The sequence below is a fragment of the Candidatus Palauibacter scopulicola genome (assembly GCF_947581915.1).
Lineage (GTDB): Bacteria > Gemmatimonadota > Gemmatimonadetes > Palauibacterales > Palauibacteraceae > Palauibacter > Palauibacter scopulicola.
Genome location: NZ_CANPWG010000052.1, coordinates 15,604 through 35,024, shown reverse-complemented (window position 1 = coordinate 35,024; position 19,421 = coordinate 15,604). Strand labels below are relative to the sequence as shown.

The following is a 19,421-nucleotide window of genomic DNA, read 5'->3' as shown; positions in this document are numbered from 1 at the left end:
ATGTCAGGGGGGCGAAGGCCGGCAGAGGCGCCGATGATGACCATCCGACAGTGGATCGTGCAGGGGATCGCCGGGGTTCTCGCGGCGTTTGCGCTTGCGGCGTGCGAGGATCCGGTGGACCGGTCCGTCGTGCGCGGGGACCGCTACCTGGCGGTTGGGGACGCGGACAAGGCGATCGCCGAGTACCTCCTCGCCCGGCGCGTCAGCGGGGACACGGACGGCCTCCTCCTTCGGCTCGGGCAGGCCTATGCCGTGCGCGGCGATGTTGACGAGGCGCTCACCGTCTACGAGACGCTCGCGGAGCGCGACCCCCGGCTGCGGCACCAGGCCGCGGCCTCTCTGGCTGGGCTCGCGTGGTCCGCGCGGGAGCGGGGCGCGGCCGAGAACATGTCACGTGCGCTGCAGCCCCTCGTCGATTGGGGGTTGGGTTACCTCCCGGCCGACCTCCAGCGCTCGCTGGCCGCGTTTCATGCGGCGGAGGGTGACTACGCGCGCGCCCTTTCGCTGCGCCTCGCGCTGCTCGCCGCGGACGGGGATCCGCAGCCGGCGGTGCTGTACGACGTCGGTCTCGCATATGAACAGCTCGGCGCGTGCACGCGCGCGTTGCCCTTCTATCGGGATTATCTCGAGGCGATGGAGGAAAGCCGCTCGAATCCGGGGGATGCCCGCTACCGATACGGGAACTGTCTCCATGTGTCCGCCGATGAGGACCGGGCGGAGGGCCGCCCCGCCGCCGCGCTCGAGAAGCTGGCCGAAATGGTCGAACTCGGCGAACCGCGGACGCACATGGTCGAGGCCCACTTCCTCATCGGCGAACTTCACCTGGCGCTCGGCCAGACGGATGAAGCGCTCGTCAGCTACGCCCGCGTACTGGAACTGAACCCGACACGCACTCACGCGCTGGTCCGGCGTGCGGAGGAGCGGATGCGCCAGATCCGCTTCGGCTTCGAATGAGGTTCCCGGCCGGGACGGTGCCCGGCTGCGGGCTCCGCGGGGTGCTGGCGGCCACGGTCCTCGTGCTCGCGGGCTGTTCGAGTTCCGGGCCGCCCGGCGACCTCGAGCCGCCGGACCTCTTCCAGTGGGCGCACGACCGGTTCGACGCCGAAGAGTATCGCAGCGCGGCCGAGGGTTTCCTCGCCTTCATGGTCCGCGATCCTCTGAATCCGCTCGTCGACAGCGCGCAATACCTCGCGGCCGAGGGCCAGCTCCGGGCGGGCAACGAACTCGACGCCGTGGAGGAGTTCCGGCGCATGGCGACGAACCGGCCCAACAGTCCCCTCGCGGACGACGCGCAACTTGGGCTGTGCCGCGCCTACCTCGCAGCCTCGCCCCGGGTCACCCTTTCGCAGGAGTTCACCCGGCGAGCCCTCGAGGAGTGCGAGCGCCTGCTCCAGTTCTTCCCGACGACCCCCCACCGCGAGCGGGTGGAGAACCTGATGGCCGAGGCGCGGGCGAAGCTGGCCGAGCAGAGCTACGAGATCGGGAAGTACTACCAGGATCGCATGAGACTGCCGGAATCCGCGATCGTCTACTTCGAAAAATCGCTGGCCGAGGAGCCGACCGAGGGATTTCTGCCGGATCTGCTGTTGCGGTTGTATCGCAGCTACAATTTCCTGGGATACGAAACCGAGGCCGGAGCGGTGCGGGAGCGGCTGCTGTCGGAGTTTCCCGACTCAGAGGAAACCCGGTTGCTTCTGGCGGAGGAAGACCCGGCGGCGGCGGAGGATTCGGCGAAGGATGTCGGATCCCTCCGCTGAAGTCCCGGCGGGAGGCCGCCGGACGGGCATACTCGGGGGGAGCTTCGACCCTCCGCACCTGGGCCACGTGTCGGTGGCGCGCGAGCTCATCGAAGCGCTGCACCTTGACCGGCTGCTCGTGATTCCGGCCGGCGATCCGCCGCACCGGGAGGTCACGCTCCCCGCGCAGGTTCGCCTCGATCTCACGCGCCGGGCCTTCGCGGACGTCCCCGGCGTCGAGGTGAGCCCGATGGAGATCGAGCGGGCCGGTCCCTCCTACACGGTGGACACGCTGGAGGCCCTCGCGCGTCGCTTTCCTTCCGACCGGCTCGTGCTCGGAATGGGTGCGGACCAGTTCGAGGCGATCCACCGCTGGAGGCGCTGGCGCCGGCTCCCGGAACTGGCGCGGATCGCGGTGATGCCGCGGGGCGGTCGCGAGCCCGCACCCTCCCCGGAATCGCAGCCGATCGAGTATGTTGTGGCCAGCGTCACGCGAGTGGATATCTCGGCGAGCCGGATCCGGCAGCGCCTCGAGGAGGGGCATTCGGTCCACCTCCTCGTTCCGGAAACGATCCGACACGATGTCGAGCGCGCCTGGGCCGTACGCCGGGCGCGCCATGTAACCCAGTGAGCCCCGGATGTTGAAGAACGTCGTAACGCAGGTCTTCGGAACGCGCTTCACGCGCGAGATGAAGCGCATGCGGCCGATCATCTCACAGATCAAGGAACACGAGTCGCGGCTCGCGGACTTCCCGGATGAAGCCCTCAAGGCGCAGACGGGGAAGTTCCGGGCGATCATCGCGGAGCGGACCGCCGAGTTCGAGGAGGCGGTCGAGGCGCTGCGGGAAAAGCGTCGCTTCACGGAGAATCCGGCGCGCCGCGCCGACCTCACCGAACGCATCGCGGCCACGGAGGGCGACCTCAACGAGGCGCTGCAGGGCGTGCTCGATGAGATTCTGCCCGAGGCGTTCGCGACGGTGCGCGAGGCGTGCCGGCGACTTCTCGGGTCGGAGATCGAAGTCACGGGGAACGAGATGACGTGGGACATGATCCCCTACGATGTGCAGCTCATCGGAGGGATCGTCCTCCACGAAGGGAAGATCGCCGAAATGGCCACCGGCGAGGGGAAGACGCTCGTGGCTACGATGCCGCTGTACCTCAACGCCCTCCCGGGCCGCGGCGTCCACCTCGTCACCGTAAACGACTATCTCGCCCGGCGCGACGCCCAGTGGATGGGCACGGTCTTCGACTACCTCGGCCTCACGGTGGGCGTGCTTGAAGATACGGAGCCGGGTAGCGTCGAGCGGCGGGCCGCCTACCAGGCCGACATCACCTACGGGACGAACAACGAATTCGGGTTCGACTACCTGCGCGACAACATGGTGATCGAACTCCGGCATCGCGTGCAGCGCGGACACGCGTACGCGATCATCGACGAGGTCGACTCGGTGCTCATCGACGAGGCCCGCACCCCGCTCATCATCTCCGGACCCGCCGGCCGCGACGAACGCGACGTGTATCAGAAGCACAACGCCCAGGTGGCCGCGATCGCCCGCAAGCAGACGCGGATCGTCAACCGTCTCGTGGCCGAGGGCACGAAGCTGCTCGACGAAACGGAGGCCGATGAGGACACGGAGCAGCGCCGGGACGCGGGCCTCAAGCTCCTCGCGGCGCAGCGCGGCGCGCCGAAGAACAAGCGGCTGCTCAAGCTGAAGACGCGCTCCGGCGTGAAGCAGCTCATTCAGCGCGCGGAAGCCGACCTCATGCGGGAGAAGCGGCTCCCCGAGATCGACGAGATGCTCCTGTTTTCAATGGATGAGAAGGGGCAGACGATCCAGATCTCCGAGCAGGGTCTCGATGTGCTCTCGCCCGACGACCCGGAGACGTTCGTCGTCCCGGACATCTCGGAAGACGTCCAGCGCGTCGAGGACGATGAGTCGCTGACCACCGACGAGAAGCGTGGCGAGATCGAACGGCTCGAACGCGAATACGCGGAGAAGTCCGAGAAGATCCACGTCATCCATCAACTCGTGAAGGCGTACTCCCTGTACGAGAAGGACGTGGAGTACGTGGTGGAGAACGGCGATGTACTGATCGTCGACGAACACACCGGCCGCAAGATGCACGGGCGGCGCTGGTCGGACGGGCTCCACCAGGCGGTCGAGGCGAAGGAGAAGGTCAAGGTGCGCGGCGAGACGCAGACGCTCGCCACGATCACGATCCAGAACTACTTCCGGATGTACGACAAGGCGGCCGGGATGACCGGTACCGCCGAGACCGAGGAGGGCGAGTTCCACGCGATCTACGGCCTCGAGGTCGTCGTCATTCCGACGAACCGGCCGGTGCGGCGACTCGATCACGACGACGTGATCTTCCAGACGAAAAAGGAAAAATACGCCGCGCTGATCGACGAGATCGAACGCATCAACGGCGAAGGTCTTCCGATCCTCGTCGGGACGACGAGCGTGGAGGTATCGGAGGTCATCGCCCGCATGCTGAAGCGGCGGGGCCTCGCCCACGAGGTGCTGAACGCGAAGCAGCACGCCCGGGAAGCGGAGATCGTGCGCAACGCGGGTCAACCCGGTGCGATCACGATCGCGACGAACATGGCCGGGCGCGGCACCGACATCAAACTCGCCTCCCCGTGCGTGCAGTGCGACGTGTGCGGGATCCGCTCCGAAACCCCCGCGTTCGGCCGCACCGGCGAGGAACCGGATCTGTCGCGGGCCGAGATCAAGGAGCGGGGGTGCGAGGAGGAGCCGCCCTGCGGACTCCAGATCCTGGGGACGGAGCGCCACCAGTCGCGCCGCATCGACCGCCAGCTTCGCGGCCGCTCCGGACGCCAGGGGGATCCCGGGGCGAGCCTCTTCTTCCTCTCGCTCGAAGACGACCTCATGCGGCTCTTCATGCACGAGCGCGTGGCGAAGATCATGGATCGCCTGGGCGTGCAGGAGGGGGAGGTCATCAGCCACCCGTGGATCACGAAGTCGGTCGAGCGCGCGCAGAAGCGGGTCGAGACCCAGAACTTTGACGCCCGCAAGCGGCTGCTGGACTACGACGACGTGATGAATCAGCAGCGCGAGGTCGTGTACGACCTGCGCCTCTATGCGCTCGAGGGCGGGGAAGACCTCAAGGGCGAGACGTGGGAGATGGTCGAGGAGGCGCTCCGCGAGGAGATGGATGCCTACGTGCCGGAGGAGAGCCCGCACGACCAGTGGAATCTCCCGGGGCTGCGGGAGCATCTCCTGATCGAGTATTTCCTGCACAACGAATTCCTGCCCCGGGTCGGAGCGGATCGCGGGGAGGCGTCCGAGACGGAGAAGGACGCCAGCGCCGACAACTGGGCGGGGACCGGAGAGCTGTACGACGCGGTGGTCGAGAGCGCCCACGAGCAGTTTCGCGTCAAGCTCGAGAGTTTCGGCGAACTGTGGGAGCAGGTGCTGCGCTTCGTCGTGCTGTCGGTGCTGGACGAGAAGTGGAAGGACCACCTCTACGACCTCGACCACCTGCGCTCCTCGATCCAGTTCCGGTCGTGGGGACAGAAGGATCCGCTCGTCGAGTACAAGAAGGAGGCGTACGAGATGTTCGTGAGCCTGATCACGGACATCCGGAAGACGGTGGCGAATCGCTTCTTCCGCGCGCGCATCGAAGTCCGGCCGCCGGGCCGGCCCCGGCCGCCGCAGATTACCGGCATGAGCGGCCCGGTGGAGCCGGGCGCCGGCCCCGCGGGCGGCATGGCCCCCGGCCGGGGAGCGGCGCCTGCGCCGGACGGCGCGTCCGGCGAGGCGCCCGCGGCCGAGCGGGCGTTTTCGGCCACCGGCGTCGCGGCCTCGGCCGCGGTGCAGGAGCTGGCCCCCGATGACACCGCGGCCCGCGCGGCTCTCCGTGCCGGCCAGCGGCCCCGCCGGACGGGCGCTCCGGCGACGGCCACGAAGACTCCGGGGCGGAACGAGCCGTGTCCGTGCGGCAGCGGGCGGAAGTACAAGAAGTGCTGCGGCCGCCCCGGCTGAGCCCGCCGGCCGCGCGGGGCGTCGGGCCGCGGCCCGCGTGTCGTCGCGGCATACCCATCGCCGCCGCGGTGCTTGCGTTGGGCTGTGGCGGAGAAGGCGGAGCCGCGAACGCGGCGGCCGACCCGGCCGGTGCGGCCGCCACACTGGAAGCGGGCGCTTCCGCCCGGGAGCCGGATCTGTCGGCCGTATACGCGGCCGACGCGGTCGACGTGGCCCTGCTCGAGTACGCGATCGGCATGCCGTCGCGGTTGCCGGCGGGCCCCACGGTGCTCCGCCTCAGCAACCAGGGCTTCGAGATGCACAACCTCAAGCTCGTGGATCCCGCGAGCGGGGAGGTCCTCTGGGAGACCGAGACGGATGTGAACACCGGCGAGGTTCGGCTCGTCGAACTCGACCTCGCTCCGGGGAGCTACACCGTCGTGTGCGACGTGGCCGGCCACGACAGCCGCGGGATGCTCATGACGCTCACGGTGGAGGCATCACCGGCCCCCTGACCGACCCCTGACCGCCCGACCAACCCTGGGCCCGCCACGGCCTGCCCAACCGGAGGGAGCGACCGGCTTGTACCTGAGATATGTGCCCCCGATGGGGATCTACGAGACCCTCTACGCGTTTCTCGGGGCGTTCGGTACCTACATGGGCGAGCCCGGCACGAACCCGTGGAGCCAGGGGTTCCCGCGGACGGTCGCCCTGCCGGACGGCCCGTCGCTTCCGTCGACCGTGACGGTGACCTCCGAGCACCGCAAGTACCCCAAGGCGTGGGGGCTCCCGGCGCTGAGGGAGGCGATCGCCGTATACTACCGGAAGTCGTACGGCGTCGACATCACGGCGGAGAACGTGATGGTGTTCGCGGGCGGGCGTCCGGCGATCATGGCGCTCCTCCTCTTCCTCGAACCCGATATCGAGGTCCGGCTCGCGTCCACGGAATACACCCCATACTACGATGTCCTCGAGGGGCTGCGACGCCCCTACCACCTCGTGCACAGCGGCGTGGACAACGGGTTCCGGCCCCCCGTCTCCGCCTATACGGCTCCGCGAGAGGGGCGCACCCTGATGCTGCTGAGCAATCCGTGCAATCCGACGGGCGTGACGCGAACCGGGGACGAACTCGCGGCGCTCGTGGCCGCCAGCGCGCAGGACGGCCTGGGGCTCCTCGTCGACGAGGCATACGAGCTGCTCCACGACGAGCCGGTGAGCGCCCTCGCGCACGTGGACGACATCGAGCGCGGCAACCTGTTCGTCGTTGGCGCCGCCACGAAGGGCCTGCAGGCGCCCGGCATCCGCATCGGATGGGCCGTGGCGGCGAAGCGGCACATCGAGATCCTCGGGAACTTCTCCTCGTTCGGGATGGGCGGCGTGTCCCACCCGTCTCAGTGTTACGCGTTCGAACTCCTGGACCCCGAGCGCATGCGCCACGTCCGGGAAGCCGTCCCCGCCTTCTACGCCATGCAGCGCGAACGCTACGGCCGGGCCTTCGAGGATCTCGGCCTCGAACTCTTCTCGGGCGACGGCGGCTTCTACCACTGGTGCCGGCTCCCGAATGGCTGGACCGCCCAGCGGCTGAACGAATGCCTCTTCACCCGCGGGGCCGCGATCCTCAAGGGCACCGACTGCGACATGGAGCGCCTCGAGGACGACTCGCCGCTGGCGAGCTTCTTCCGCTTCTCCTTCGGCCCCCTCGCCCCGGAGTCGTTCGACGCCGACATCGCGCTCCTTGGCGAAGCGCTGAGCGAGATGCGATCCTGAGAGCATGGCGGCGGCAACAGGTTGATTCCAGGCGGGGTCTCGCGGTGCCCGCCAGGTCCTGCGACCGGAAACAGGAGGACGTTCGATGACGATGACGCGACGTGAATTCGCGGGGACCTCGCTCGCGGCGGCGGGGGCTGCGGCACTGCCCGCTGCGGGGGCTGCGGCGAGCACCCGTGAGACCCGACCCTCGACCGATTCCGGGAGCCCAGCCACCGCGCGCGCGCCGCGGGCCGGGCGGCTGCTCATCCTGGGCGGCACCGGCTTCATCGGTCCGCACATGGTGCGCGAGGCCCTCGCGCGGGGACACGAGGTTACGCTCTTCAACCGCGGACGCTCGAACCCCGGGCTCTTTCCCGGCGTCGAGACCCTCATCGGAGACCGCGACGGGGCGCTCGACGCGCTGCGCGGGAAGGAGTGGGACTACGTCATCGACAACAGCGGCTACGTCCCGCGCCTGGTGCGCGACTCGGCGACCCTGCTGCGCGACTCCGTGGGCCGGTACCTGTTCACCTCCACCGGTTCCGTGTACGACTTCGATCAGGACGAACTGCCGGAAGACGCCCGGCTGCTCGAGGTGACGGATCCCGAGAGCGAGGATGTCGGACGGTATTATGGCGAGTTGAAGGTGATGTGCGAGGAGGCGGTGCAGGAGATCTACGGCGACCGCGGCACGGTCACCCGCCTGCACGTCGTCGCGGGTCCCGGGGATCCCACGGACCGCTTCACGTACTGGCCCGTCCGGATCCATCACGGAGGCGAAGTGATCGCGCCGGGCGACATGGACAACCCGGTCCAGTTCATCGACGTGCGGGATCTGGCCGAGTTCTGCATGCACCTGCTGGAGGAGGGCACCGGCGGGACCTTCAACGTGGCGGGCCCGGCGCTCGACAGGACGCGCATGGACGAGTTCCTGTACGGGATCCGCGCGACCGTCACGACACCCGTGTCGTTCACGTGGGTGGATGAGGATTTCCTCCGGAACCGCGAGCCGCCCGCGCGCTTCCCCCTCTGGTACTCGCATCGCGGCCCGACGCGGGGGTTGGCGCAGGTCCGCTCGCACCGGGGCGTCGAGGCCGGACTGCGCTTCCGCCCCCTCGCGGTCACCGCGCGCGAGACGCTGGACTGGTTCCTGGGCGAGCCCGAAGAACGCCGGACGCAACTCCAGCTCAACCTCGAGCGCGATGCGCGGATCCTCGCGGACTGGAAGAGCCGGTAACAGCGTCGACCCCAGACACGAGGACGTTCCATGACGATCGCGTATGGACAGCCCGCGAGCGTGGACCAGTCGGACCGGATCGTTCCCATCAACCTGCGGCAGAGCGGGCGGACGCCGGTCGAACTGCTCATCTCGACCCGGGTCCGGAAGTCGCCGTACTGGCACCTGTCGCACGAGGCGGGTTGCTGGCGGGCTACGATCTACAACCGCATCTATCACCCCCGGGGCTACGCCCGGCCCGAGGAGGGGGGCGCGGCGGTGGAGCACGAGGCGCTCACCCAGCGGGTTACGCTGTGGAACGTCGCCGTGGAGCGGCAGATCCGCGTCAGCGGACCCGACGCGGAGGCCTTCGCCGACTACGTGATCACGCGCGACGCGACCCGGATCGAGCCAATGCGCGCGCGGTACGTCATCCTCTGCAACGAGCGCGGCGGCATCCTCAACGACCCGGTGCTGCTGCGGCTCGCCGTGGACGAGTTCTGGTTCTCGCTCGCCGACTCCGACCTCCTCTACTGGCTCCAGGGAGTGAACGTCGGCCTCGGGATGCGGGTGGAGATCGACGAGATCGACGTCTGCCCGCTGCAGGTCCAGGGGCCGAGGTCGCGCGACCTCATGGTCGACCTCGTAGGCGAGACGATCCGGGACATCCCCTACTACGGGCTCATGGAGGCGGAGATCGCCGGCTGCCCGGTCGTGGTCTCGCAGTCCGGGTTTTCGGGGGAGAAGGGGTACGAAATCTATCTTCGGGATGCGACGCTGCACGCGGAGACGCTGTGGCGGGCCGTGCTCGAGGCGGGGGAGGCGCACGGACTGATGGTCACGGCCCCCGGGCACCAGCGCCGCATCCAGGCCGGGATCCTCTCGTGGGGACAGGACATCGACCAGGAGACGAGCCCGTTCCAGTGCCACCTCGCCTACCAGGTGCCGCGCGAGAAGCCGGGCGACTACATCGGGCGGGTTGCGCTGGAGCGCCAGCGGGCCGAGATCGAGGCCGGCCGTTCTCCGTTCGCCCTCGTGATGGTGGGGATGAAGCTGGGCGGCCGGCCGATCGACGACTACGCCCCCGACTTCTGGCTGGTTTCTCGCGCGGACGGCGGCGATCCGGTGGGGTACCTCACGTCTCCGTGGCACGCCCCGGAGTTGGGGAGCAACATCGCCCTCGGGTACGTGCCGCCCGCCGACTCCGCCATCGGCACGGAACTCTTCGTGTGGCTCCCGGACGAGTACGCGACCGAGCCGGGCAAGCCCGATGCCGCCCGCGTGTGCGAGGTTCCGTTCAGGCCCTCCGCGAACCCGAGCACCCGCGAGGTGGCCCTCGCACAGGGCCGCGACGCGGCTATGTAGCGCGACTCCCGGAGGCGAGTGCACCCGGGCCGGCCCGCGTCACGATCTCATGCGGGCGCCGGTGGGGTCGAAGAGCGCCCTCTCGGCCGCCACCGTGACCGGGAAGGGTTCGTTCATGTAGAGGACGTGGAGCCGCGTTCCCGGGGCGGCGAGTTCCGGCGGCAGGTACGCCATGAGGAGGTACTTCCCCACGGACGGACCCATCCCTGCCGACGTGACGCGGGACTCCCTTCCGCGGGCGTCGACGATGCGCCCCCCGCCTGGCCCAAGCAGCGGCTCGTTGCCTCCGGTGGGGAAGCGGGCGAGGCCGGAAGCGTCGGCGTGGTCGTCCATGGTGAGCGTGCGGAGCGTTGCCGCGGGCCCCGCCTTTTTGGCTTTCAGGTAAGCGGCACGGCCGATGAAGTCCGCCCGCTTCACGCGCGGCCGCGCCAGGCCCGCCTCCACCGGTGAGTACTCCGAGGTGAGTTCGGCCCCCATGAGGGCGTAGCCCTTCTCCATGCGGCCCGTCGTGCCGTAGACTCCGGCGCCCACGGGCCGCACGCCGAAGCCCCGGCCCGCCTCCCGCACGGCGTCCCACACCCGCGCCGCGAGCGAGGCCTCCATGTAGATCTCCCATCCGCTCTCTCCGACATAGGAGATCCGGCACATCGTGACGGGAAGCCCGTCCAGCGCGATGTCGCGCACGGAGGCGTACGGGAACGCGGCCTGCGAGAAATCCGCCCCGGAGACCCTCCCCAGGAGCGCCTCGGCCCGGGGACCCCAGACGCCGAGCGTGCAGATCTCCGCCGACCGATCCTCGAAGCGGAAGGAGCCGTCTTCCGGCAGGTGCTTCCGGAACCAGGCCGCGTCCCGCGCCCCGTCGAAGGCGCCGGTCACGACGCGGAAACGGTCCGCCGCCAGCCGCTGGATCGTGAGGTCGGCCCGGAAGCCGCCGTCCGGCGTCAGCAGTGGGGTGTAGATGGACGTTCCCGGCGGCCGGTCGCACCCGTTGGCCGCCATTCCCTCCAGGTAGGCGAGCGCCCCGGGGCCCGTCACGTCGAAGATCTGAAACGCGCCCAGGTCGACGACGCCGACCTTCTCCCGCAGGTGCAGGTGCTCCGCCTCGATGATGGGAGACCACCAGCGGCGATCCCATTCGCGCGGCCGGTCGGCGACGCCGTAGCGTTCGACCAGGTCGGCGTTCGACTCGTACCACTGCGGACGTTCCCAGCCGCGCGCCTCGTAGTAGACGGCCCCAAGAGTCTCGGTGCGGGCGTGGAGCGCCGAGCGGTGCGCGTCGCGGCGGGATTCCCACTGCTCCCGCGGGTGGACGATCCCGTACGTCTTGTTGAAGTGCTCCCGGGCGCGGGCCCGCACATGCCCGCGGGTGCGCTCGTGTGGTTGGAAGCGGGTGACGTCGGATTCGTGAGGGTCGCACAGACGCGGATGGCCGTGCGTGATCCACTCCGCGAGAAGCCGCGCCGCCCCGGGACCCTCCTTGATCCAGACCGCCGCCGCGGACCACAGGTTCCCCACCTCGGTGGTCTCCCCCAGCACCGGCTGCGCGTCCGGCGTGAGCGAGAGGAGGCCGTTGATCGCGTACCCGATCCCGGCGCCCTCGAGCAGCTCTCCCATGATCTCCCGCGCCTGCGCGAGCTGGGGCGCGAAGTCATCTCCCGTGAACGGCAACTCCGTGGGGGAGCGTGCCGACGCCTCGAGTCCGGGGATGTCCTCCGGGTGCACGAGGATGGGGCGGTGCGCGTAGGATCCGACCTCCATGGCACCGTACTTCTGGCGCTCGTACATGAAGGCGTCCATGTCGCGCACAATGGGATAGCCGATCTCGTCGCCGGTGGCGCGGAGAAGGCCGACCGGACCGAGGTCCGCCATCTGGTGGACCGCCGGCGTGAGCGGAATCGAGGCGCCGGCCAGTTCCGCGATGAGGGGGCTCCATACGCCGCACGCGATGACCGCGTGCTCGACGTCGATCCGGCCCCGGGAGGTGACGACGGCCCGCAGGCGGGGGCGCCCGCGGGGCCGGGCTTCGACCTCCAGCCCGGTCACCTCGGTGTTGTCCAGGATGGTGAGCGCTCCCCGGGACAGGGCCCGCTGCCGCATCAGCGTGCCGGCCCGCACGGAGTCGACGACGGACACGGACGACATCCAGAAGCCGCCCAGGATGACGTCGGGGTTCAAGTACGGGATCCGCTCGGCCACCTCCGCCGGCGTGAGGAGCTCGGCGTCGGTGCCCCACGCCCGCGCCGAGGTCATGCGCCGCCGCAGTTCCTCCAGCCGGGCTTCCGTGCGGGCGACTTCGACGCCACCGCACGTCGTCTGCACCCCGAGCGCCTCGTACTGCCGCTGGCTCTCCAGCGTCAGCATCGCAACCTCGCGGCTGTGGTCGGTGGGGAAGATGAAGTTCGACGCGTGGCCGGTGGACCCACCGGGGTCGGGCAGGGGGCCCTTGTCGATGAGGACGAGATCGTCCCAGCCCCGCTGCGCCAGGTGCTCGACGAGGCAGCTGCCGACGATGCCGGCCCCGATGACGGCGATGCTCGCCGCGGCCGGCTGTGGCGGGCGGTCGCTCACGGCGCGGCGTGCCTGCGGTTGCGAAGCTTCATGCGCGGCGTGGCGGCGGGCCGCCGTCCACGGCCCGCCGCCCCCGAGTGTCCGGCGTCAGCGGCGCGGCGGGATGCGGATCGGATCGCCCAGATCCGGCATCACGCCGAGATCGCCGATCAGCGCCTCGAGCGCCGGCATGCTTCCGGCCAGCAGCGCGTTGATGCGCTCCGCGACCGGCGGCAGCTCCTCCCAGGCCCGGTCGATCCGGTACATCTGGTCCGCCGTGGGCTCTCCCGACCACCCCTCCATCTGCCCGATCCCGGCCCCTCCGGCGACGTCGCCGAGATCGTCGCCGATCTCATCGAGTTCGTCGGAGATCTCCCCCGCCATGGCCTCGATCCGCTCGCGGTCGGCATCCCCCATCCCGGCGTCGTCCACGAGCGCGCGAATCTCGGCCAGGCGGTCGTTCATGGCGCCGATCCGCTCGCGCGCGTCGCGGGCCGGGCCCGCCAGTGCGTGGGCCCGCAGCATCGCATCCTGCCGCGCGACGAGAGCCGCCCGACTCGCCTCGCGCCGCGGATCGAGTCGCACGCCGACGTCCGTCGTCTGGCTCTCGGCCTCGACCGTGAGCCGCACCGTGTACGTGCCGGGCAGCACGCGCGGTCCCGCGCCCGGCGGCGGTCCGCGCGAGAAGCCTCCCCCACCGCCCGCCGCATCGAAGGCCGGATCCACCCGGAAGTCCCACAGCACTTCGTTCACCCCAGCCTCGCCGCCCACCTCCATCGTGCGCAGCACCTCATCCCCGTCGAGGATCTCGAGGCTCGCCCCGCTCGCGTCCACGCCGTCCCCCACGAAGTAGCGGACGGGAATGCCCGCGGGCGGATTGGGCGCGATGAACGTCGTCGGCTGGAAGGGCCAGTCCATCCCCATCGACCACATCGTGCCGCGCCGCGCGCCGAACAGCCGGAAGTCGGAGGCCAACACGTCCGCGGACATTTCCTCCAGCGGCGTGATGTCGTCCAGGATCCAGATGCTGCGGCCGTGCGTCCCCACGACCAGGTCGTTCTCGCGCGGGTGGATCGCGATGTCGTCCACGGCGGCCACGGGGAGGTTGTTCACCATCCGCGCCCACGACTCGCCCCGGTCGATCGACATGTAGACGCCGATCTCGTTTCCGATGAAGAGCAGGTTCGGGTTCCGCGGGTGCTCCCGGATCACGTTCACCGACCAGCCGTCCGGGAGGCCTGCCGTGATCTGCCGCCAACTCGCGCCGTGGTCCTCGCTCACGTAGGCGTACGGCGCGTAGTCGTCGTTCCGGTGGCCGTCGAACGTCACGTAGACGCGGCCGTCCACCGTGTACGACGTCTCGAGGCGGCTCGCGTACGTGCGCGGCGGTACGCCGGGAACCTGGTCGATCACGTTCGTCCAGGTCGCCCCGCCATCGAGCGTCACCTGCAGGTTCCCGTCGTCCGTCCCCACGTAGAGGGCGTCCGCCGAGTGCTTCGACTCGGCGAAGGCCGTGATGTTGCCGTAGGACGCGATCCCGTCGTGGTCCGACAGCGTCTCGTCCGTCACGACGCGCCCCATGATCTCCAGCGTATCGCGGTCGATCTGCTTCGTGAGGTCCGGGCTCGCCTCCTCCCAGTTCATCCCCCGGTCCCGCGACCGGAAGAGGTGGTTCCCGCCCAGGTAGATCGTCGCGCGGTCGTGCCGGGAGATCGCGAACGGCGAGTCCCAGTTGAACCGGTAGCGGCGCGGCTCCTCGTCCTCCGCTTCGGCTCCCGTCGGGCGCGGCACGGGCCGGATCGACTGTCCCTCGCGCGTGGCCACGTCGATGCGCGCCATGTTCCCGCCCTGCGACTCCGAGAACATGATGTTCGGGTCCTCGGGGTCGGAGTGGTTGTGGAACCCGTCGCCGAACCACATGTGCGTCCATTCGCGGTTGCGGACGCCCCACGTGGACTGCGTCCGGTGCGGGGCGCACCAGTTCCCGTTGTCCTGCAGCCCGCCGCAAACGTTGTACGGGTCGCTCATGTCGACGTCGATCTCGTAGAACTGGCCGATCGCCATGTTGCGGATGGAGCGCCAGGTGACGGATCCGTCGCGCGAGAAGGCGAGCCCGCCGTCGTTTCCGTTGATGAGATGGTTCGAGTTGTCGGGATTGATCCACAGCGCGTGGTGGTCGGAGTGGATCTGGTCCGTCGCGTTCCCCGGCCACCAGGTGCGCCCGCCGTCGTCAGAGGCCGAGGACTGGACGCCGCCCAGGTAGATCCGCTCGGGGTTGTTGGGGTCGATCCGGATGAGGGAGAAGTACATGGGACGCGGGTTGCGGTCGCTCATGAACTCCCACGTTTCGCCGCGGTCCGTCGACCGGTACACGCCCTGCCCCTCGTGCGCCTCGACGATCGCGTACACGAGGTTGCCGTCGCGCCGGTAGATGTCGAGTCCGATGCGGCCGAGTTCGCCCTCCGGCAGCCCCTCCTCGAGACGGGTCCAGTTCTCTCCGCCGTCCGTCGTGCGCCACAGGCCCGACCCGCCGCCGCCGGCCGCGAAGCCGAACCCCGTGCGCTGCCGCTGGTACATGGCCGCGAAGAGCGTGTTCGGGTCGTTGTGATCCATGACGAGGTCGATGATCCCGGTGTGCTCGTCGATGTAGAGGACGTTCTCCCAGGTCTCCCCGCCGTCGGTCGTCTTGAAGAGCCCGCGCTGCTCGTTCGGACCCCACAGGTGGCCGACGGCCCCCACGTACACGACATCGGGATCCCGCGGATCGATCTTGATCCGGCTGATATGGCGCGTGTCCTCGAGCCCCACGTGCGTCCACGTCCCGCCCGCGTCCGTCGACTTGAACACGCCGACCCCCCACGGCGAGCTCTGCCGGTTCGCGGGTTCGCCCGTTCCCACCCACACATGGTTGGGGTTCGAGGGCGCGACGCTGATGGCGCCGACCGAAGAGGTGGGCTGATCGTCGAACACGGGGTCCCACGTCATCCCGTCGTTCGTCGTCTTCCACACGCCCCCCGCGCCGAGGCCGACGTAGAAGATGCGCGGGTCGCTCTCCACGACCGCGAGGTCGGAAACCCGCCCGCCCATGATCGCCGGCCCCAGTTCCCGGAACTCCAGTCCGGCCGCCGCCGCAACCGCTCGTTCCGAAGCCGTCTGGGCGACCGCGTCGGCCGGGAACAGCGCTCCCGCGGCGAGCGACAGGGGAAGGAGAAGCGTGAGGAGGTGGGCGACGGGGGAACTCAAGGACCGTGGGGACTTCGACTGGAACGCCATCGGAACCTCCGGAGTGACGGCGAAAAACCGAGGGAAACGGGACATCCGAACAGTGATTCCCGCGAAGCCCGCCGCGCAAGGCGACGCCGCGATGCCGCCACGCCCCACTTGTCTCGCCATGAGGGGGCGGCTTACTTGGCCGGCATGTGCTTCGGGACCACACACGAGCCGTCGGCAGGGCGGGGTCGGGAGCGGCTTCGCCGGGCGCTTGCGGTCGCCTCCCTTGCCACCCTCCTCGCCACGCCTGTCGTCGCGGGCGTCCCGTCCGCCCCGATCGTCGATCCCGATTCCGTTCTGCGCATCACGTTCCTCGATGTGGGACAGGCCGATGCCGTGCTCATCCAGGCGCCGGGTGGGAGGACCGCGCTCGTGGACGCGGGGCGCGACGACATCGTCCCTCTACTGCGGCAGTTCGGCGTGAGCGAGATCGATCTGCTCGTCGCCACGCACCCCCACGCGGATCACATCGGCGGCATGGCCGGCGTCATCGCGGCGTTCCCGGTGCGTTTCTACATGGACAACGGGGAGCCGCACACGACACGGACCTACCGGCGGCTGCTCGCCGCCCTCGACGCGCGTCCGGAGATCACCTACCTGGAGGCCTCGCCGCGGACGCTCACGCTCGGCGAGGTCGAGATCGACGTGCTGCCGCTGCTCCCGCGGGGGGCGACGGGGCTCAACGACCGCTCCGTCACCCTGCTCGTGCGGTTCGGCGAGTTCCGCGCCTTCCTGAGCGGCGACTCGGAGATACGGCAACTGACCCATCTGATGAACCGGGGGGCCGTCCCCGAGGTGGCGCTGCTCAAGGCCCCGCACCACGGCGCCGACAACGGCTTCACACGGGAGTTTCTGAACGCCGCCCGCCCCCGGGTCGTCGTCATCTCGGTGGGCCGCGACAACCCCTACGGCCATCCGGGGCCCGCCGCCCTCCGGGCCTACGAGGCGTCGGGGGCCGCCGTGTTCCGCACGGATCGGCACGGCCACGTCTCCGTGCAGGGGCGCGAGAGCGGCGACTACGAAGTCTCGTTCGGCGGAGAGGTCGCGTTGCGCGGAACGGGAGACGAGCCGCGCGACGCGCCCGTGGCGCTTCCCGGGCCGACCGGCGTCCTCGGCACGCCGGGTGAGGCGCGGATCCGACTCTGGGTACACGCCGATGCGCCCGGCAACGATCACACGAACCCGAACGGCGAGTACGCCGTGATTCGGAACCTGACGCCCGACGACCGGCCGATCGGCGGCTGGTTGCTGTGCGACGGGGCCAATCACTGCTTCCGATTCCCGGCGGACGCGCTACTCGGGGCCGGCGGACAGATCGTGGTCCACACCGGTTCCGGGCGCGCCGACGGCACCCGCTATTACATGGATCGGCGGCAGGCCGTGTGGAACAACAACGGCGACACCGCGACCCTCTACGACGACACCGGGGCGGTCGTCATCGTGTTCGACTATTGAGCCGGAAATCGGAGCACTTCTGGGTCGTCGACCGCGTCGAGGGGTGCATCGCCGTGCTCATCCGAGACGCGGAAGAGCGCGCCGAAGACGTGCCCATCGAGACGCTTCCTGCCGGAAGCCGCGAAGGCGCCGTGCTGCGCGTACCGGAGGCGGAGGGACGACCTGACTGGGGCGCGGCCGTGCTGGACGAAGAGGCGCGCCAGGCTCGACTGCGGGAGGCGGAAAACGTGCTCCGGCGCCTGAGGGGCCGCGATCCCGGCGGCGACGTCGAGCTCTAGGCGCCTTGAACGGCGGGCTGCTCCGGATCTAGGATCGAAGTCTGCGATCCCCCTGCCAGGAGCCGTCCGATGAAACGCCGAGACTTCCTCGCCACCTCCGCCGCGGCCGCCGCCGGATCCGGCCTCGTCGCCTGCCGTCCCCCCGAGACTTCCGCCGCCGCGCCCCTCACCTCCGGGCAGTGGGGCTCCGGCGACTACGCGCATGTGCCCGGCCTGGCGGGGCCCGCGCACGGCACCGTGTGGGGCCGCACGGGCGTGACGGCCTGTTCCGACTACTACGCGTCGCTCGCCGGGACGCAGACCATGATGCAGGGGGGGAACGCCATCGACGCGATGGTCGCCGCGTGCGCCACGCTGAACGTGTCGGACCCCTACATGTCCGGGCTCGGGGGCTTCGGCGGCTACATGCTCATCTACCTGGCCGAGGAGAACCGCGTCGTGGGGCTCGACGCGCTCGGCCGCTCGCCCGCCGCCTCCTCGCCGGAGACGATGACCCTGGACGACTTCGCCATGGGCTACAAGGCGCCGATCGTGCCCGGGGCCTTCAAGGGATGGGCCGCCGCGCTGGAGCGCTACGGCACGATGAGCCTCGGCGACCTGTTCGAGCCCGCGATCCGGCTCGCCGAGGATGGCTTCGTGTTCTCGAAGTTCGACGAGCGCTACACGCAGTCGAGCGCCGACAAACTGAGCCGCTACCCTTCGACGACGCGCGTGTTCTTCCCCAACGGACGCCCTCCCCGCATGGGCGAGGTCATCAAGCAGCCCGAGCTCGCAGCGAGCATGCGCCACCTCGCCCGCGCGGGTGCGGACGACCTCTACAAGGGCGAACTCGCCGACCGCATCGTCGCCTTCCTGGCCGAGAACGGCGGCCACCTGACGAAGGCCGACCTCGAAGGCTACGAAGTCGAGTGGCGGGAGCCGATCCGGACGACCTTCCAGGGATACGATCTGCACGCCATGCCGCCGGGCTCCTGCGGGATGTCGATGTTCCAGGCGCTGAACATCATGGACGGGTTCGATCTCGCGAACATGGATCTGTACGGCTCCGAGTTCGTCCACCTGTGGCTCGAGGCGATGAAGCTCGCCCTCGCCGACGACGACCGGTACAACACGGGTAAGGAAGACGCGGACATCCCCGTGGACATGATCATCTCCCGGGAGTATGCGGATGAGCAGCGCGCGAAGATCGATCCCCTGCGCGTCGCCTCCTTCTCCGGGGCCCCGCTTCCGTTCTACGGGACGACAAGTCTCTCCACCGTCGACCGGTGGGGGAACGCGGTCGCCTTCACGCAGTCGCTTGTGAACGCGTACGGGAGCGGCGTGATCGCCGGCGACACGGGGATCTTCCTCAACAACGGTCACATGTTCGGTTTCGTGCTCGAGGAGGGTCACGTGAACCACCTCGAGGGCGGCAAACGGGCGAAGGGCGTGATGACACCGTGCATCATGATGAGGGACGGCGACCTGTTCGCGGCGGTCGGGGCACAGGGCGGCTACACGATCCCGCAGACGGTCGGCCAGGTCATCACGAAGCTCGCGGTGGCGGGCATGGACATGCAGCTCGCCATCGCGTCGCCGCGCATGTGCGTCAACCGGGGCGGGGGTCGGACGCCGATCCCGGAGGACTCCGTCACGTATCTGGAGGCCGGGTTCCCGCCCGAGGTCTATGAGCAACTGGCGGACCGTGGCCACTACCTCGCGGAGCCCGGCAACCTCGGCGGAGTGCAGGCGGTGCATCGCGACGCCGGGACGGGCGCCCTCTCCGGCGGGTCGGACCCGAGACGCGATGGTCACGCCATCGCCTGGTAGAGTAGTG

General features: G+C 69.7%; 13 protein-coding genes. 11 read left to right on the top strand and 2 right to left on the bottom strand.

Annotation, left to right across the window (positions count from 1 at the left end; genetic code table 11):
* The first annotated feature begins 33 nt into the window (after positions 1-33).
* The 8 genes from RN743_RS09645 (at position 34) to RN743_RS09610 (ending at position 10,055) form a co-directional block, all read left to right on the top strand.
* Entirely contained in the window at positions 34-954 is a 921-nt protein-coding gene (locus RN743_RS09645; protein ID WP_310779483.1) for a tetratricopeptide repeat protein, read from the top strand.
* Complete coding sequence (bamD, locus tag RN743_RS09640; RefSeq protein WP_310779481.1) at positions 951-1,757, top strand: outer membrane protein assembly factor BamD; 807 nt, start codon at positions 951-953, stop codon at positions 1,755-1,757. Before RN743_RS09645 ends, bamD begins: the two co-directional genes overlap by 4 nt.
* Positions 1,738-2,367 carry a nicotinate (nicotinamide) nucleotide adenylyltransferase gene (gene nadD / locus RN743_RS09635; protein ID WP_310779479.1) on the top strand — a complete coding sequence of 210 codons (630 nt, stop codon included), beginning with the start codon at positions 1,738-1,740 and terminating at the stop codon, positions 2,365-2,367. The genes bamD and nadD overlap by 20 nt, the downstream gene beginning before the upstream one ends.
* A 7-nt stretch (positions 2,368-2,374) precedes the next feature.
* Entirely contained in the window at positions 2,375-5,746 is a 3,372-nt protein-coding gene (gene secA, locus RN743_RS09630; protein ID WP_310779477.1) for a preprotein translocase subunit SecA, read from the top strand.
* Positions 5,725-6,240, top strand: a complete 516-nt coding sequence (locus tag RN743_RS09625) for a hypothetical protein (RefSeq protein WP_310779475.1) — start codon at positions 5,725-5,727, stop codon at positions 6,238-6,240. The genes secA and RN743_RS09625 overlap by 22 nt, the downstream gene beginning before the upstream one ends.
* Positions 6,241-6,307: 67 nt before the next feature.
* Complete coding sequence (locus tag RN743_RS09620) at positions 6,308-7,492, top strand: pyridoxal phosphate-dependent aminotransferase (RefSeq protein ID WP_310779473.1); 1,185 nt, start codon at positions 6,308-6,310, stop codon at positions 7,490-7,492.
* 85 nt (positions 7,493-7,577) lie between these two features.
* Complete coding sequence (locus RN743_RS09615) at positions 7,578-8,711, top strand: NAD-dependent epimerase/dehydratase family protein (RefSeq protein WP_310779471.1); 1,134 nt, start codon at positions 7,578-7,580, stop codon at positions 8,709-8,711.
* Between the two features lie 30 nt (positions 8,712-8,741).
* On the top strand, positions 8,742-10,055 hold the full coding sequence (locus RN743_RS09610) for a glycine cleavage T C-terminal barrel domain-containing protein (protein ID WP_310779469.1): 1,314 nt from the start codon (positions 8,742-8,744) through the stop codon (positions 10,053-10,055).
* A gap of 39 nt (positions 10,056-10,094) precedes the next feature.
* On the opposite strand, the gene RN743_RS09605 is transcribed toward RN743_RS09610, so the two are convergent.
* Positions 10,095-12,623, bottom strand: a complete 2,529-nt coding sequence (locus RN743_RS09605; RefSeq protein WP_310779467.1) for an FAD-dependent oxidoreductase — start codon at positions 12,621-12,623, stop codon at positions 10,095-10,097.
* Positions 12,624-12,710: 87 nt separating this feature from the next.
* Positions 12,711-15,845: a hypothetical protein gene (locus RN743_RS09600; protein WP_310779465.1), complete on the bottom strand. Its 3,135-nt coding sequence runs from the start codon at positions 15,843-15,845 to the stop codon at positions 12,711-12,713.
* Between the two features lie 174 nt (positions 15,846-16,019).
* Between RN743_RS09600 and RN743_RS09595 the strand changes: the two genes are divergently transcribed.
* The 3 genes from RN743_RS09595 (at position 16,020) to ggt (ending at position 19,414) form a co-directional block, all read left to right on the top strand.
* Positions 16,020-17,327, top strand: coding sequence for a lamin tail domain-containing protein (locus RN743_RS09595; protein ID WP_310779566.1), 1,308 nt, complete (start codon positions 16,020-16,022; stop codon positions 17,325-17,327).
* The gene (locus RN743_RS09590; protein WP_310779463.1) at positions 17,324-17,605 is read left to right on the top strand and encodes a DUF3006 domain-containing protein; all 282 of its coding nucleotides are present in this window, start codon (positions 17,324-17,326) and stop codon (positions 17,603-17,605) included. The genes RN743_RS09595 and RN743_RS09590 overlap by 4 nt, the downstream gene beginning before the upstream one ends.
* A 69-nt stretch (positions 17,606-17,674) precedes the next feature.
* Entirely contained in the window at positions 17,675-19,414 is a 1,740-nt protein-coding gene (gene ggt / locus RN743_RS09585; RefSeq protein WP_310779461.1) for a gamma-glutamyltransferase, read from the top strand.
* Positions 19,415-19,421: the final 7 nt, after the last annotated feature.